The organism is Streptomyces sp. B15 (assembly GCF_018070605.1).
Taxonomy (GTDB): domain Bacteria; phylum Actinomycetota; class Actinomycetes; order Streptomycetales; family Streptomycetaceae; genus Streptomyces; species Streptomyces smyrnaeus.
In genome coordinates, this window is the sequence record NZ_JAGPXJ010000012.1 from 11384 (window position 1) to 26117 (window position 14734).

The 14734-nt window shown below is 70.0% G+C and carries 14 protein-coding genes and 2 pseudogenes; 9 read left to right on the forward strand and 7 right to left on the reverse strand.

The window, feature by feature from the left end:
• Positions 1-41 precede the first annotated feature (41 nt).
• Positions 42-827, reverse strand: a complete 786-nt coding sequence (locus tag KBY19_RS08220) for an urease accessory protein UreD (RefSeq protein ID WP_185016197.1) — start codon at positions 825-827, stop codon at positions 42-44.
• Positions 824-1084: pseudogene (locus KBY19_RS08225) on the reverse strand (GTP-binding protein); the annotation flags it as partial. The gene KBY19_RS08220 and the pseudogene KBY19_RS08225, both read right to left, overlap by 4 nt.
• On the opposite strand from KBY19_RS08225, the pseudogene KBY19_RS08230 reads away from it, so the two are divergent.
• Both KBY19_RS08230 and KBY19_RS08235 read left to right on the forward strand, forming a co-directional pair.
• Positions 1067-1780 (forward strand): annotated as a pseudogene (locus tag KBY19_RS08230) (FAD-dependent oxidoreductase); the annotation flags it as partial. The pseudogenes KBY19_RS08225 and KBY19_RS08230 sit on opposite strands and share 18 nt — an antisense overlap.
• A 1615-nt stretch (positions 1781-3395) precedes the next feature.
• Positions 3396-4517: a hypothetical protein gene (locus tag KBY19_RS08235; protein ID WP_099885982.1), complete on the forward strand. Its 1122-nt coding sequence runs from the start codon at positions 3396-3398 to the stop codon at positions 4515-4517.
• Positions 4518-4751: 234 nt separating this feature from the next.
• Here the strand turns inward: KBY19_RS08235 and KBY19_RS08240 are convergent, their stop codons facing one another.
• On the reverse strand, positions 4752-5213 hold the full coding sequence (locus tag KBY19_RS08240) for a GNAT family N-acetyltransferase (protein ID WP_210955608.1): 462 nt from the start codon (positions 5211-5213) through the stop codon (positions 4752-4754).
• A 236-nt stretch (positions 5214-5449) separates the two neighbouring features.
• Positions 5450-5800 (reverse strand): helix-turn-helix domain-containing protein, encoded by a 351-nt coding sequence (locus KBY19_RS08245; RefSeq protein ID WP_099885981.1) that lies wholly within the window; start codon positions 5798-5800, stop codon positions 5450-5452.
• A gap of 130 nt (positions 5801-5930) precedes the next feature.
• Between KBY19_RS08245 and KBY19_RS08250 the strand changes: the two genes are divergently transcribed.
• The 3 genes from KBY19_RS08250 (at position 5931) to KBY19_RS08260 (ending at position 8808) form a co-directional block, all read left to right on the forward strand.
• A complete protein-coding gene (locus KBY19_RS08250) occupies positions 5931-6674 on the forward strand; it encodes an ANTAR domain-containing protein (RefSeq protein ID WP_099885980.1) in 744 nt (247 codons plus the stop codon).
• A 211-nt stretch (positions 6675-6885) separates the two neighbouring features.
• Positions 6886-7587 (forward strand): 2-phosphosulfolactate phosphatase, encoded by a 702-nt coding sequence (locus KBY19_RS08255; protein ID WP_185019645.1) that lies wholly within the window; start codon positions 6886-6888, stop codon positions 7585-7587.
• A gap of 603 nt (positions 7588-8190) precedes the next feature.
• Complete coding sequence (locus KBY19_RS08260) at positions 8191-8808, forward strand: TOPRIM nucleotidyl transferase/hydrolase domain-containing protein (protein ID WP_185019119.1); 618 nt, start codon at positions 8191-8193, stop codon at positions 8806-8808.
• A 236-nt stretch (positions 8809-9044) separates the two neighbouring features.
• Here the strand turns inward: KBY19_RS08260 and KBY19_RS08265 are convergent, their stop codons facing one another.
• Both KBY19_RS08265 and KBY19_RS08270 read right to left on the reverse strand, forming a co-directional pair.
• Entirely contained in the window at positions 9045-9452 is a 408-nt protein-coding gene (locus KBY19_RS08265) for a VOC family protein (protein ID WP_099885978.1), read from the reverse strand.
• A gap of 10 nt (positions 9453-9462) precedes the next feature.
• Positions 9463-10263 carry an AraC family transcriptional regulator gene (locus tag KBY19_RS08270; RefSeq protein ID WP_210965492.1) on the reverse strand — a complete coding sequence of 267 codons (801 nt, stop codon included), beginning with the start codon at positions 10261-10263 and terminating at the stop codon, positions 9463-9465.
• 246 nt (positions 10264-10509) lie between these two features.
• On the opposite strand from KBY19_RS08270, the gene KBY19_RS08275 reads away from it, so the two are divergent.
• The 3 genes from KBY19_RS08275 to KBY19_RS08285 all read left to right on the forward strand — a co-directional run bounded on the left by KBY19_RS08275 (position 10510) and on the right by KBY19_RS08285 (position 12632).
• A complete protein-coding gene (locus tag KBY19_RS08275) occupies positions 10510-11016 on the forward strand; it encodes a carboxymuconolactone decarboxylase family protein (protein ID WP_210955604.1) in 507 nt (168 codons plus the stop codon).
• 141 nt (positions 11017-11157) lie between these two features.
• The gene (sigJ, locus tag KBY19_RS08280; protein ID WP_307843467.1) at positions 11158-12045 is read left to right on the forward strand and encodes an RNA polymerase sigma factor SigJ; all 888 of its coding nucleotides are present in this window, start codon (positions 11158-11160) and stop codon (positions 12043-12045) included.
• 113 nt (positions 12046-12158) lie between these two features.
• The gene (locus KBY19_RS08285; protein WP_210965494.1) at positions 12159-12632 is read left to right on the forward strand and encodes a hypothetical protein; all 474 of its coding nucleotides are present in this window, start codon (positions 12159-12161) and stop codon (positions 12630-12632) included.
• A 121-nt stretch (positions 12633-12753) separates the two neighbouring features.
• On the opposite strand, the gene KBY19_RS08290 is transcribed toward KBY19_RS08285, so the two are convergent.
• Positions 12754-13341 (reverse strand): TetR family transcriptional regulator, encoded by a 588-nt coding sequence (locus KBY19_RS08290; RefSeq protein ID WP_210965495.1) that lies wholly within the window; start codon positions 13339-13341, stop codon positions 12754-12756.
• 96 nt (positions 13342-13437) lie between these two features.
• Here KBY19_RS08290 and KBY19_RS08295 point away from each other — a divergent pair, with 96 nt between their 5' ends.
• Positions 13438-14478 carry an NAD(P)-dependent alcohol dehydrogenase gene (locus tag KBY19_RS08295; RefSeq protein ID WP_210965496.1) on the forward strand — a complete coding sequence of 347 codons (1041 nt, stop codon included), beginning with the start codon at positions 13438-13440 and terminating at the stop codon, positions 14476-14478.
• The last annotated feature ends 256 nt before the right edge of the window (positions 14479-14734 follow it).

Consider the following 14734-nt stretch of genomic DNA (forward strand, 5'->3'; position numbering starts at 1 on the left):
CATGGTCGTCGCCGGTAAGGGACAGGCCGCCGGATCGTTCTTTACCAAGAAGTGAACGTCAGTGCGGAATCGAGAACACGCCGCAGTTGAAGAGCGTCCGGGGCGAGGGCGGTGACCAGCACGGCGGGCCCCGCCAGCGGGGTGACGACCGCCGTCTCCCCCAGGACGCGGGCCCGCGGGGGCTCCTGGTCCCACACCGGGTCGACCACCAGGAGCTGGCCCACCGCCCGGTGTCCGCCCAGGGCCGCACCGCCGTCCCAACCGGGAGCACCCGGCCCGAAATCGAGTTGCTGGTCCAGGAGCGGGCGCCCGGCGCGGCGCACGGTGAGGCGGCTGCTGAGCCGGCCGGGCTCCTCGCCGGTACGGCCCAGCACCTGTTCGTCCCGCACCACAAGGCGTGCGCCCGGCGCCAGTTCGGCACGGAGCTGCTGCCGCAGGTCGCTGCCGCCGACGGAGATCAACGGCTCGGGCAGCCAGTGCAGCACAGCGCCCTCGCCCGCCTCCAGTCGTACGTCGTGGCGGGCGGGCTCCGCCGTACGGCCCGGCAGTGCGAGGGTGGCCGCACTGCCGTCCACCCGCAGTGCGGCGCCCGCTTCGGCCCGGACCTCGACGGCGAGCCGGTCCCCGCGCAGCGGAGCGCTCATCGCCCCGACCAGCGTGACCCGGGCGGCGCTCGGATCGGCCGAGCGGGTACGGCGCAGCGCCACCGGTCCCCCGCCGCTGAGCAGCGGCAGCGCGGTCCCGCCGCGTCCGTCGGGTACGGCGGTGATCCGGGCGCGGGCGCTGACGCCCGCGGTGGCCTGCGGCGCCGTGGCGGTCGTCGTCATGCGGGAAGGGCCGCTGTCGCCGTCCAGGCGGCGAACTGCTCATGAACCCAGTCCGCGACCGGTCCCACGCCGGGCTCACCGCGCAGCGACTGGAAGAGCACCGGCAGTTCACCGCGCTGCTCCTCGGCGTCCCGCGCCATGCCCGCAAGGTCCGAGCCGACGTACGGGGCGAGGTCCGTCTTGTTGACGACCAGCAGATCGGCGGTGGTGACGCCCGGGCCGCCCTTGCGGGGGATGTCGTCGCCGCCCGCCACGTCCTCGTCGGCGCCTCGCCCCGGGAGCTCGCCTCGCTGCTGGGCGAGGAGCCGCCCGCTCCCGTCGAGGGGTCCCAGCTCAAGGTCAACATGCTGCTGAAGCGGCTGCCGAGGCTCCGCGACCCGGCCGTCGACCCGCATCAGGCGTTCGCGGGCACCTTTCACATCGCCGAGGGCTACGACCAACTGGCCGCCGCGTACGCCGATGCCGCCGCCGGCCGGCTGCCCGGGGCCCCGCCCTCCGAGATCTACTGCCACTCGCTCACGGACCCCTCCATCCTCGGACCGGAACTCACCGAACAGGGCTGCCACACCCTCACGCTCTTCGGCCTGCACACCCCGGCCCACCTGTTCACCCGCGACCACGACGCCGTACGTGACGCGTTGCTGACATCGACCCTGGCCCAGCTCGACGCCCATCTCGCCGAGCCGCTCGCGGACTGCCTGGCCACCGACGCCGACGGCAAGCCCTGCATCGAGGTGAAGACCCCGCTCGACCTGGAACGTGACCTCGGCCTCCCCGGCGGCAACATCTTCCACCGCGACCTCGCCTTCCCCCACGCCCAGGACGGCACCGGACGCTGGGGTGTGGAGACGCGGCACGCCAACGTCCTGCTCTGCGGTGCGGGAGCCGTGCGCGGCGGTGGCGTCAGCGGCATCCCTGGCCACAACGCGGCCATGGCCGTACTGGGGCGCTGACGAGCCGACAGCCTGTTCGACGGCGGCCGACGTTCCGCCCGGGCGCGGACTTCGACATGCGCTTGGTGCGCGGTCGTACGCCTCGCCTTCTCGCAGGCATCGATGTCGTTCACCTGGATGGCGATGTGATCGAGCATGCCCCAACTGCGCACGGTCGCGGGGAGCCAGACGCGCGGTTTTCCCTCCCCCGGCGATGCGGGCCCTGCGAGACGGCGCCGACCGTCCGAAAAGCAGTGGAGCCGAACTCCCGTGTGCCGTTATCGTGCTCCGGCCCGCAGTCGTCCTGCCAAGGATGTGCCGTTGTACACCAAGTGAGATCTCCCGAGCGCTGATTCGTCGCGTATCGCGTCTGTGCGATGCGCTCCTTTCCGCTGCGATCTTCTCACTGGAACCGGTGTATTTCTGTGTCCAAGAACCGGGTGGTCGTACCCACCTGCCTGCCGATCGTTGCCCACCGTTGCCACGGGTGCGCCTCCGGGCGTTTCCGGGCGAACGGAGAATCCCGCGTCACTGCGGACCACCAGGCCCTCGGCGCGTGGCTCCTCACACTGGGCGCCGGAGGCCGGGAGACCGCCGACCCCGCTGTCCCGGGACCGCTGCACGTGCGGTCCGTACAAGGCGAGTTCCGGTGTCCGCTCCACGACAACGACAACGACCTCGGCGTGGCGGGCGAACGGCTCCACGACCCGGTCCTACGGCGCCGCGACGTGGACGGACCGGGTCGAACCGAGCGGCCGGCCTGGCAGTCGCCGTACGGTCCCCCGCCGCGCCGGGCGCGCCGGACGCGGCGGGGCCGGTGGGCGCCTGCGCCGGCTTCGGTCAGGTCCCGGTCCGCTCTGCGGCGCGGGTACCTGTGCGGCCGGTGCCGCTGACCGCTGAGGGGCGCGGCTTTCCGCCGACCGAGGCCGAGCGGCTGCTCGCCGAGGGCCTTCCCGCGCCGTCCGCATGTCGTCGCGAAGGTCGCGGTTTCCTGACCGACCCGTCGCCTGCGACTGGTCGGTCAGACGAGCGTCGGTGCGGGATCGGGCAGGTAGGGGGTGATGTTGCGCCAGGCGCACTCGGCGTATTCCTCCCTCGCTCGAACGCGCCATCCGGGCGACCACTTGGAACACCCCCGCCCTCACCACCGCCATCGCCTGCCGCTGGCTCGACGACGGCACAGTGAACCAGTTGGAAGCGCGGAAACGAGACGACGCCAAGACGCGCCAGGCACTCGTCGGGCAGGAGCTGGCGGGCCTCCGCTCATCGGCCACCCCTCGTCCTACCACACCTGGCTGCCACTGCCGACGACGCACGCGCCGACCGACTGACCGCCACGCTCGCGCGCCGACACATCTCGGTCACCACGGCGGAGCCGTTCACCACCTCGTCGCACACACCACAGGCGATCCGCCTCGCCCTGGGCTCGACCGATCTGGGCACTCTCCGGTCGACGCTGCGCACGGTGCGTCGAGTCGTCGTCGCGGACGCCTATGCGTGAACGCGGGCTCCAGCCCCTCGATCTGCCACCACCCATCGACCGCCGCCAGGCACTCGGGGCGGACCGGGGTTGTACGATCATCCGCGCGACGCCCGGCAGTGGGACTGAGGCGCGGAGAGGGGCGGGGAGAACAGCGTGAGCAAGGGTGGGGAAGAGGACGGAGCCTCCATATCGGACGAGGAATTGGAGCGGTTCCTCCGAGAGTCCGAGTCCGGGGCGAAGGAGGCTCCCAAGGAGCCCTCGGCACGGGCGCGGATGGTGGCCAGGAGGCTGCGCGAGGAGCCTGACCGCCCGACCGGCTGGCGAACGTACGAGCTGGGCGGCAGCCCCCGGGGCAAGCAGCGGCGGACCGGTCGCCGCGGGAGGAAGATCTGGTACGGGACAGGGCTCCTGGTCGCGCTCGTGCTGCTGGTGCTGGCGCTGAATCCGGCTGGGGTGGTCGGGTGGTTCCCTGGTGCCGACGGCGAACAAACGCCGAGCGCCGAGGAATCGGCCGCACCGTACGCGGTGAACGCACAGCGGCCCACACTGGAAGAGCCGTTCAGGGGATCGCCCGCGCAGAAGTGGGACGACGGCCTGGCCGGCATCCGCCTTCCGGAGGCACGGGCCACCGGGTGGATGAACAAAGCGCAGGTCGATCAAGCGCTGAACCGGACCCGCGACTTCTTGTCCGCGTCCAGCCTGGACGCGGCTGTGCTGCGCGGAAAGCACCCCAGGAAGGCAATCGCGCTGATCAACCCCCGTCAGCAGGATGTGCAGAAGCTGTTGAAGACCGGGTTCCGCGATCCGAGCCGGAAGAACAACCCGCTCCTGCTGTTCAGTCGCTTCGACCCGGCGAAGGTGAAGCTCGCCGGAGACGTGGTGAAGACACGCGGCCGGGTCACCTACGAGGTCGGCGAGCGTGGGGCCCTCGAGGTCACCGCGGACGTCACCTATGTCTACCCGGTCACCCCGGCCGAGGCGGGAAGTGACGAGGTCGCGCGGACGATCGTGCGGCGGGAAATGGTGATGAGCTGGGACGATCCCGACAAGGTGGTCACCCGGCCGGGCACCTTCTCGGTCGTCTCGTACAAGCTGGACACCACCAACGGCGGCTGCGACATCTTCAACGGCTACCTCAATCCGAGGTTCGGCCACGAGCAGGCGGCAGGCAACGGAAGCGGCCCGGCGGTCGATCCTTACGACCGGAGCCGACCGATGGACGAGCGGATACGGGAAGCCGAGGGCCAGGGGTGCGGCAGGGCCACCCGAACCTGATCGGGCTTTCCTCGGCACAGGCCTGGGCGTGGTGGGGGACTTGGGGAGTGAGCAGGCCATCGTCCCGCATGGGGCATATGGGCACAAAACGCACCACTATGGACTAGCAACACATGCGCCGAGTCCTCGGAGTTCTCCGGCCCCGGGGCGACGCGAGCCACCTTCGCGCCCCGGGGGACACCGCACAAGGATCGAGCTGAGGAAGTCGTACCAGGCGCGGCGGTGGCGCAGGCGTCAGGCGACGGCCCGGCGGTAGATCTGCCGCGAACCGCCTTCCGGGCCCGGATCGGTGGCCTCAGCCGCGGTGAAACCGAGGCTTTCGTAGAAGACGCGTGCCCCGCTGGCAACCGCTCCCGGGTGGTCCGCCCCGAAGGTGACCACCTCGATGCTGCCCGGCCCTTGCACGAACCGGCGCACGGCGTCCGCCATCAGCGCACGACCGGCGCCCTTGCCCCGCGCCTGCTCCGAGACGACGAGCCAGTGGACGTGGTAAGTCGGGGCCTGCGCGCCGAACAGCAGGCCACCGAGGAGCACCGGCCCCGCAACGGCGACGAGCGCCGTGGACCGGCGTATGTGCTGGGCCACGGCCCTGTGGAAATCGGGATCCGCAACCATCGGGCCGAACCAGTGCTCGACCTGGGCTGCCAGGTCGAGGAACCCGGGGAGATCCTGCTCCCGCGCAAGTCTGACGATCACCTGAAGAGTCTGGCAGACGAGGCGGACGGTGCCCTTTCGCGGCACCGGCGGAGCCGGTGCACCTCCTTGTCCGCCCTGTCCGCCTTGACCCGTCCGCCCTGACTCGGCTTCGTCCAGCGGGCGCCAGCACGCGCCCGGGACCTCGGCGAGCGCCGCCGCCGCACGGCGCCGGCAATGGGAACCTCACCAGTTTGCGCGGCGGCGCCGAGCCCGTCCCCGATCGAAGTGATCGGTCCTCAGGCAGTGGCGTGGGGGCGACTTCGATCGTGGGTGGCCGTCTTGCGGTCGGCCTCGTCCTGCACGAGCCAGGACAACAGCGAGGCCACCGTGAGGCCGGCTTCGGCAGGGTGACGCAGCACCTTGCTGGGGTCGATCCGGTACGTGTTCGTGCGCCCTTCACGGGTGTGGGAGAGGTAACCGTCCCGCTCCAGGTCGGAAATGATCTTCTGTACAGCACGCTCGGTCAGCCGGCAGTGCACGGCGATGTCACGGATGCGGGCGTTGTGGTTGTCAGCGATAGCTGCCAGCACCCGTGCGTGATTGGTCAGAAACGTCCATCCAGTGTGTGGCTCGGGCACTCCATCCATGGGCTGAGTCTACCGGCCCAAGATTCACGCACTCAAAAACAGGTACTCAAGTTCACGTATGATCGGCGTGTGCGGGTCGGGCAAGCGGCCCTGAGACCGAGACGGGCTCCGCAGAAGGGGAGAGAAGCCCATGTCGGAACCTGCGCTCTCCGCGCAACCTCTCACCGCGCCGGCCACTGCTGAGAACTCGCAGACCGGCGGCGGCGACATCCCGGAGTCGCCCCCGCCATGCCTGGCGACCATCGGCACGGTGCCGGACCGCGACCGGATACGCGTGAGCCTGCGGGGGGACCTCGACCTCCAGGGGCAGCGTCTCCTGCCTGACCTGTCCCAGGCCCTCCGCCGGTCGGGCAACGGCATCGACCTGGATCTGACCGGAGTCGAGTTCTGCGACCGTGCGGGATTCAACGTCCTGCTCGACCTGCGTCGGCAGGCGCTCGCACAGGGAAAGACGGTCACGCTTCGCGCCAGCAGTCCACAAGTCGAGCGGCTGCTCGACCTCACAGGAGCCCGGGAATTGTTCGTTCATCTGGACCAGGAAGCCGCGGATGCGGCCGACACCCACGGATCGCACCAGGACACCGAGCAAGATCTGCGAACCGAGGTGCTCCATCTGCGACGAGCCATGCAGACCCGGCCGACCATCGACCTGGCCCGCGGCATCCTCATGGCCACCTTCCACCTGAGCCCCGAGACGGCCTGGGACGTGCTCGTCGCGACCTCCCAGAACACCAACACCAAACTGCGCCAGCTGGCCGACGACCTCGTACGCACCGTTCACGGGGACCCACTTCCCAAAGCGGTACAGGAGCAGCTGATGACCGCAGTTGCCAAAGCCGAGTCCGCCCCGACCGTCTCCGATCCGCCGACCTGACCTGACCTGACTGGACGAGGCGGGCGGGACGGGGCGGGACGACGTGCCCACCCGACCGACGTGGCCGACCGGTCCGCCGTTTCTCGTCGCCCCGCGCCGAGTCGGCGCCGGCCCACATGTCGGAGGCGGCGATGTCGCGTTCCGGCGCTTTCGATGTGACGCGTACCACTTTCCAGGGGCTTCGGGTCGGGTATGAGCGATCGTGATCGACATGGATGCTCGGTTTCTCGGCATCGCTGATCTGGCCGAAGCCCCCTCCGTGGCGGTCGTGGTCGATGTCATGCGTGCCTTCACGGTGGCTGCCTGGGCGTTCGCCCGGGGGGCGGAAGAGATCGTTCTTGCTGAGTCGCTGGACGAAGCCCTGACGCTCAAGGACCGCCACCCGGATTGGGTGACGCTCAAAGACGGTCCGCCGGCGCCCGGGTTCGACACCGTCAACTCGCCCGGCCTGCTGCGGTCCGTCGACCTCGGCGGGCGGACCGTAGTGCAGAAGACCACGGCAGGGACGGTCGGCGCCCTTGCGGTCAAGGAAGCAGCACTGGTGCTGTGCGCCGGCTTCGTCGTTGCGGAGGCAACGGCTCAACTGTTGCGGGCACGCAAGAGTGAGAGCGTCACATTCGTGGTCACTGGCGAGGACGGTCAGGCCGATGAGGATCTGGCGTGTGCTCAATACATCGCTCGAAGGGCCGCTGATACCGGGACCGATGCTGCTGAGTTCCTCCACCGCGCCGCCGAGTCACGCGCCGCCGGCGAACTGGCGGAGGGAGTGCGTCAAGGAGTCCATCCCGATGACGTTGCGCTCTGCCTCGAGCTCGACCGGTTCCCCTTCGCCATGGTGGCGACCTTGGAAGGCTCGCTCATGGTGCTGCGTCCACACACGACATCTTCGCCAACTGTCGAGGAGCCGGTCTGACAGCTGGTGAGAGCCGGGGCCGGCTCCGGAGATCCTTATCAGGCCTCGTCGTCCGCGGTGGCGGCGTCGGCGCTCGCCGCGCCGATCCCGGTGACGGCCCGGAGGGCTCGGTCGCGATCTGTCCGGACCGGGCGATGGCCGGGGGTTGGGCGGTCTGCGGATGGGATCCGGGCGCTCTGCGGGGTGGGATACCCCGGCCCCCGAACCGCCGGTGAGGGACGTCGAAGGCGAACCGGCCGCACGGCAAGGCCCCCGTCCTGCGGGCATCGTCGCCCATTGCACCGTCGTCGCAACGGGGCTGCCCAGGTCTTTCGGCCCTGCCCGGAACATCCGCCGACGCCGGCCCGTCACTGCCTGGCCTGCCGTAGTCATGACCGTCAGCAACCCGGGAGGCTCACTGTGCGGACACCGCATCTCGCACGCACCGCTGCCGCTGCCACAGCCCTCGTCGCCACCGGGCTCCCTGACACGCCAGGCGTCAAGTGGGGTGGGTGCTGATGTCGGCGTCCGGTTCAACACCGCCCGCGGCCCCCTCTCCCCCACCGGCGCCGCGCGCCGGAAATTCACTACCGGGGTGGCCGGAAAAAAGCGGAGACTCGTCCCATGGATGACATGGAGTCGTTCCGGGAAGCGGTCACCTCGTGGGCGGCCGGAGGCGCCGGCGACTCCGCGCGGGAGCTGGCCGCACGCTTGTCCGTCCGGGCAGTTGTCCTGCTCGAAGGGCCCAGCGACGCCGCAGCGGTCAGCGCGCTTGCCGCGAGACGCGGCCGGAACCTGGCCGATGAAGGCGTCTGCGTCCTGTCGATGGGCGGCGCCATGAGCGTCGGCCGCTTCGCCCACCTCCTCGGACCGCCCGGACTGGGCCTCCGCCTCACCGGACTGTGCGACGAGGCGGAACGTCGCTACTACGCCCGCGCCTTGGAGCGGGCCGGTGCGGCACATCCCGGGTTCTTCGTCTGTGCGGCGGATCTGGAGGACGAGCTCATCCGCGCGCTGGGAGCGACACGGGTGGAGGAACTCGTCCGGGTGGAGGGCGACCTGCGCGCACTGAAGACCTTCCTGCGCCAGCCCGCACAGCAGGACCGCACTTCGCAGCAGCAGTTGCGGCGCTTCTTCGGGACGAAGAAAGGGCGCAAGATCCATTACGGCCGCGTCCTCGTCGAAGCCCTCGACCCCGACCGCGTACCCGCCCCACTCGACGACCTGCTCACCAGCCTTTGACCACTGGACGAGGTCGAGGGTCGGCGTAGTGGGCAATGCAGGAGCGGCCAACTCTGCCGGGCGCACCCCCAGACCCCGGAGGCCTGCGCCTTCCACCGTCTCGCCATGGACACCCCACGCACCCGTACCGGAGGGGCGGCGGCGGGCACGGGCGCCCTGAAAGCCGGGGCTGCCGCCGACAGCCTCCTGTCTCTTCGGTCAGCAGTGCGCTCGGCAGGCGGGACGTGGACGTCACCTCATGAGGGGTGTGCTGCACCCTCACGGAGATCACCACTGATCACCCAAAGGTGCCCGAACGGGTCCCTCACCCTGCCCTGCCGCTTGCCGTACGGGCGGTCCTCGACCGGGATCACGAGCTCGCCTCCCAGCTGCACCATGCGATCTGCTGTCGCGTCCGGGTCCGACACGTTGGCCGTGACGAGGACGGGTGAGCCTCCCAGCGACGCGGGATCGTGCCACCCCCATTCCTCGACGCTCTGCGCCAGCGCAAGAACCGCGGTGCCCAGGGTGAGTTCGGCGTGGTTGACGACACCATGGTCGTCGGCCACTCGGATGGTCGGCGTCGCTCCCAGCGTCTTTGCGTAGAAGTCGATTGCCGCGTCGGCGTCGGATACGAGCAACTTGGGGTGGAGTGCACTGGTCATGGCTCCACGATCACGGGGAAGGGTGTCGCCGGCCTTGTAGATTTCGGCCCTCCTCCGCGAGCCAGGCGGTCGGTGTCGTCTGCATCAGGTCGTGGAAGTCCCGCACGAGATGGCTCTGGTCGTGGTAGGCGCTCTCGGCCGCGATCCGGGCCCAGGAGTCGGCCCCTTGACCGGCCCGAGTGACGGCAGCCGACAGCCGCGCGACGCGTGAGGCGAACTTCGGGCCGACCCCGAGCGCGCTGCGCATCACATGCCGCAGTCGACGTGGGCTCAGATGCACCCGGCGGGCCAGCTCCTCGACGGACATCTGTCCCCTGCCGAGACCGATGATCTTCAGCGCCTCGAAGGCGTCTCGGGACACGTCCAGCCGTGCGGCTTCCTCAAGACGCTCAAGGAGCCGAATCCGCAGGAGCGAAGCCCGTTGGTCGGCCGGGTGGTCCGCGAGCTCCTCGCTCAACCGGCTCACCCACGGCAGGAGCACATCGGCACCGACGCCGCCCGCGTCCACTTCGCTGAGCGGTACTCCTACCAGACGTTGCGCCGCCATGGGCGACAGGTCGACGTAGACGATCGGCTGGTGCGGCCGCAGGGTGAGGGACGGCGTTGCCACGCCAGGGCGCATCAGTCCGGCAACCACGGCCTGCATGGTCCGGGCGTGCCCGCCGTACCAGATGTCCATGGGTGTTCCGAGGCTGACGACCAGGCGCGCCGACAGAGCCGGGAGGGCTCGGTGCAGTCGAGGCCGGCCGGTGTGCTCGCTGTTGGCGACCGTGCCGATACCTGCCGCGCGACATGCCTGAAGCAGTTCCACCCCGGCATTGTCCCACCACTGCGCACCCGACGCCGGGCTGATGACGCTGATGCCCCCTGGTCACACCCCTGGTGAGGCCCCGTGGCCACGCCGCCTTGCGACGCTGCCGAAGTGCCTCTCGTCGATCGGTCACATCCCTCGGCCTCGATCCGTCATAGGGGTGCAAGCGGCAGCGAAGCGCGAAGCGCGGCGTACGGAACACGAAGCCGCGAAGCACGAAGTACGAAGTACGAAGGGAAGTCGACCATGGAAGCACGTTCGATCACTGCTGAGGTACCGGTGGGCCCGCGGATGTCCCAGGACCCCTTGGAGCTCGTCCCGGAGCTGGCGGAGGTGTCGGCGGCGCTGTTCAAAGCCACAGGTAACCGTTCGGTGCCGCGGACCACGATCAGTCTCGTCCAGCTGCGCGCCGGCCAGCTCGTCGGCAACACCTACCTGACCGTCCTGCACACAGGATTCCTCCGCAAGGCCGGCGAATCGGAAGAGCGGATCACCGCGGTGTCGTCCTGGCCGGACGCACCGTATTTCACCGGCGCCGAGCGTGCCGCGCTCGCTCTGGTGGAAGCGGTCCTCCAGCCGTCCGCGCACGGTGAGCGGGTGCCCGACGAGCTGTACGCCCAGGTGTCCGAGCACTACGACGAGAAGGCGCTCGCGACCTTGACCATCGCCATCGGACAGGTCAACTTCTTCACCGCTCTCGCTCTCATCGCCAAGCCGACTCCCGGCCGGTCGTTCACCGACCCCTGGGCGTGAGACCGACACTTCGCTTCCGTACGAGACGATCCGGCCTGCGCCCCGGAGTGGGGCCGAGGCCGGATCGGCGTGCGGAGCGACCAGCCGGCCGACCCTTGAGGCGGCAACAACCACATGGGCGATGATGAACGGAAGAGACTGGTGAACGAACGAGACCTTCTGGCGGAGCGCTTCGAAGAGCACCGCACACATCTCAAAGCGGTGGCGTACCGGATGCTCGGTTCCCTGACCGAGGCAGACGACGCCGTCCAGGAGGCGTGGTTGAGGCTCGCCCGCACCGGGGCGGGCGACATCGGCAACCTCGGTGGCTGGCTGACCACGGTCGTCGGCCGGGTCTGCCTGGACATGCTGCGCTCACGCACGCAACGGCGCGAAGACCCTCTGGAGTCCCGCCTGCCGGACCCGATCGTGAGCGGACAGGCCACCGATCCCGAACACGAGGCCTTGATCGCCGACTCGGTCGGGCTGGCCCTGCTGGTGGTGCTGGAGTCCCTCACCCCACCGGAGCGGCTGGCCTTCGTCCTGCACGACATGTTCGGTATGCCGTTCGACGAGATCGCGCCGGTCATCGACCGCACACCGACCGCCGCACGCAAACTCGCCAGCCGCGCCCGGCAGCGCGTCCAGGGCGCGGCCCCGGAGCCCGACCCCGACCCGGTCGCCCAGCGCCGGGTCGTCGACGCCTTCCTCGCCGCTGCGCGCGGTGGTGACTTCGACGCGCTGGTAGCCGTCCTGGACCCCGAAGTCGTGCTGCGCGCCGACGGTGGAAAGGCGCTGCCCGGTGGCATGAAGGTCCTGCGCGGCATCGACTCGGTGGCCGGTCAGGCCGCCACCTTCCATCGCATGGCCACCGCCTCCACCAGCCGCCCCGCGCTTGTCAACGGTATGGCCGGCCTGGTCAACACCGTCGGGGGCGCGCTGTTCTCGGTCATGAGCTTCACCGTCTCCGGCGAGAAGATCGTCGCCATCGACATCCTGTCCGACCCGGAGCGCCTGGCCGCTGTCGACCTCACCGGACTGGAACGCTGATCCCGTCACGTCCGCCCGGACCGACGCGGAGGAGAACGTCTCCTCCGCGCGGCTGAGCGGGATCGTCCCGCTGTGTGATGGCTGCCGCGTCGCCCCTGCCTACGGTTCGACGCATGGCAAGCGAAGCAGGGCGTCAAGTGCGGTGGCCCGGTTGGGCGATGGTGGTGCTGTTCCTCGGGTACGGCCTCGGCAAGGCCGTCTTCGCGGCACAGGGCAAGCTGGGGTTTCCGGGCGGACCCGTGGTACCCGCCGCTGAGTACGAGAGCTATGCCCGCGATGTGATGGACGTGGCCACTGCGCAGTGGCTCGCGGCGTCGAACGGCCTGCTGGGCGCGGCTTTGTTCCTGGCGACGGTGGTCGGCGTGGGACGCCGGATACCGCGCCCGCTGATGCTGGTCGCTCTCGCTCTCACGTCCGTCGGCGTCGGCGCGGGCATGGTGGTCCTGATCGTGGACGGTTTCCTCGGCCTCGGCGTGGGCTGGCGGTGGTACCACGGCCTTCTCGGAGTCGTCGTGCTGGGACTCCAGACGGCGGCCTTCTGGTCCTACGCACGGGCCCCCCGGTACGCGGTGCGGTCGTCCGCGTGAGAGGCGCCGGCATGAAGCACGGTGAGGCGTGCGCGCCGCGGCCCAGCCCGTCCCCGGGCCGCCGGGCGTCCGAAGTCCGGTCGCCGGCCGGCTCCTCCTTCAGCTGCGCGGCAGTCGTCGGCTATCCGGCTGTCGTCGCGCGCCGGACGCTCTCGCGGAGCAGTGCGCGACGCTGCTCATGCAGTTCCGGGGGTTCCTGGGCGGTCGCCGCGTAGACATTGCTGACCGGCGACCACGCCATCGACATGGCGATGACCATGGCCATCAGGTCGAACGGGTCCCCCTCGCGCACCAGGCCGGCGGTCTGCGCGTCAGCGATGGCGCGCAGTTTGCCGTCGTCGAGGCGGTTGGGGTCATCCACCAGGTGTCCCGTCGGGCGCCGCTCCAGACGCGCCCAGGTGGCCAGCCGGATGAGGTCGGGACGGCGGAGGTATTCGTCGTAGAGACGCACGGCCCAGTCCGCGAGGTCCGTGGCGTCGATCGGGACGACGTTGACGATCCGTTCCAAAGAGCCGAAGAAGATGGCGTCGAACAGCCCTTCCTTGCTGCCGAAGTAGGCGTAGAGCTGCGCCTTGTTGGTGCGTGCTGCAGCCACGATCCGCTCGATGCGTGCCCCGGCGATCCCGTGCTCGGCGAACTCCTGGGTGGCCACTTCCAGGATGCGCTTGTACGTCGCGGCTCCGCGCGAGGTCAGGGGCTGGTCGACCATGTCCGCCACCGTACCAAACAGAACAGTTGGTTTGCTTTGCCTCCCGCCTCCGTCTACCGTGAAACAGACCGAACAGTCTGTTTGAGATGAGGTACCGTGCGGACCACAGTTGGCTGGCAAGCGGACCCGGCACCGACACTGCGGCGGGTGCCGGTGGAACGACGCGCCCTGCGCCCCGACGATCTCGCGGTCCGGGTGGACTACTGCGGTGTGTGCCACACCGATCTGCACGCCCTGGACGCCCTCGACAGCGCAGCACATACGCCCCTGGTGCCGGGGCACGAGTTCACGGGCGTCGTGACCGAGACCGGTTCCGAGGTCACCCGCTTCGCCCCCGGCGACCCGGTGGCGGTGGGCAACATCGTCGATTCCTGCGGTGAGTGCGCGATGTGCCGCTGCGGCCAGGAGAACTTCTGCCGTGCCTTTCCGACTCTGACCTACGGCGGCGTCGACCGCCACGACGGATCGACCACCCTTGGGGGCTACTCCCGCGAATACGTCCTCCGCGACCGATTCGCCCACCCCCTGCCCCCCGGCCTGGACCCGGCCGCCGCGGCCCCGCTGCTCTGCGCCGGGATCACCGTCTGGGAGCCGCTCCAGGCGCTCGGCGCGGGGCCGGGAGTCCGCGTCGCGGTGGCAGGGCTGGGCGGCCTGGGCCATCTCGCGGTGAAGCTGGCGGTGGCACTCGGCGCTGAGACCTGGGTCGTCAGCCGCTCGCCGGACAAGGGCGACGACGCCCGGCGCCTCGGCGCTCACGGCCTGCTGGTCTCCACCGACCCGGACCAGATGGCCGACGCCCGCGACCGCTTCGACATCGTCATCGACACCATCTCCGCCCCGCACGACCTCGCTGCCTATCTACGTCTGGTCGCCATGGACGGGACACTCAGCCTGCTCGGGCACCTCGGTACCGTCACCCTGGAAGCGATGGACCTGCTCGTGGGACGCAAGAAGCTCAGCTCGGCAGGCAGCGGCGGTCGGCGGGCGACCGCCGCCATGCTCGACTTCTGCGCGCAGCACGACATCACCGCAGACATCGAGCTGCTCGCCTCGGCGCGGGTGAACGAAGCCCTGGACCGGCTACGGCGCAACGACGTCCGCCACCGCTTCGTACTCGACATGTCCGACCTGGACTGACCGGGCGAGGAGAGCGATGCACGGTGCCCGGCTATGACTCAGATCACACGAAAGGAGCGATTCGGGCGGAACACCGGGGACCCCGTTGCCGTTGTAAAGGACGTGGCTGCGGAAGGGAACAGTGTCCCCGGGCCTCACCTGTCGCCCATGGGGAAGATCGTTCGGCTGAAGCCCCATGGAGCCCACCGCCGAGAGGCGACCGCCCTTCCGTAGACCACCCCGAACAGGCCCCGGTCGGTATTCCCCCCCACCGGCC

Coding starts and splice junctions, on each gene's coding strand:
- KBY19_RS08220 (WP_185016197.1), bottom strand. CDS start 827: ATGACGACGACCGCCACGGCGCCGCAGGCCACCGCGGGCGTCAGCGCC.
- KBY19_RS08245 (WP_099885981.1), bottom strand. CDS start 5,800: ATGGATGGAGTGCCCGAGCCACACACTGGATGGACGTTTCTGACCAAT.
- KBY19_RS08250 (WP_099885980.1), top strand. CDS start 5,931: ATGTCGGAACCTGCGCTCTCCGCGCAACCTCTCACCGCGCCGGCCACT.
- KBY19_RS08255 (WP_185019645.1), top strand. CDS start 6,886: ATGGATGCTCGGTTTCTCGGCATCGCTGATCTGGCCGAAGCCCCCTCC.
- KBY19_RS08260 (WP_185019119.1), top strand. CDS start 8,191: ATGGATGACATGGAGTCGTTCCGGGAAGCGGTCACCTCGTGGGCGGCC.
- KBY19_RS08265 (WP_099885978.1), bottom strand. CDS start 9,452: ATGACCAGTGCACTCCACCCCAAGTTGCTCGTATCCGACGCCGACGCG.
- KBY19_RS08275 (WP_210955604.1), top strand. CDS start 10,510: ATGGAAGCACGTTCGATCACTGCTGAGGTACCGGTGGGCCCGCGGATG.
- KBY19_RS08285 (WP_210965494.1), top strand. CDS start 12,159: ATGGCAAGCGAAGCAGGGCGTCAAGTGCGGTGGCCCGGTTGGGCGATG.
- KBY19_RS08290 (WP_210965495.1), bottom strand. CDS start 13,341: ATGGTCGACCAGCCCCTGACCTCGCGCGGAGCCGCGACGTACAAGCGC.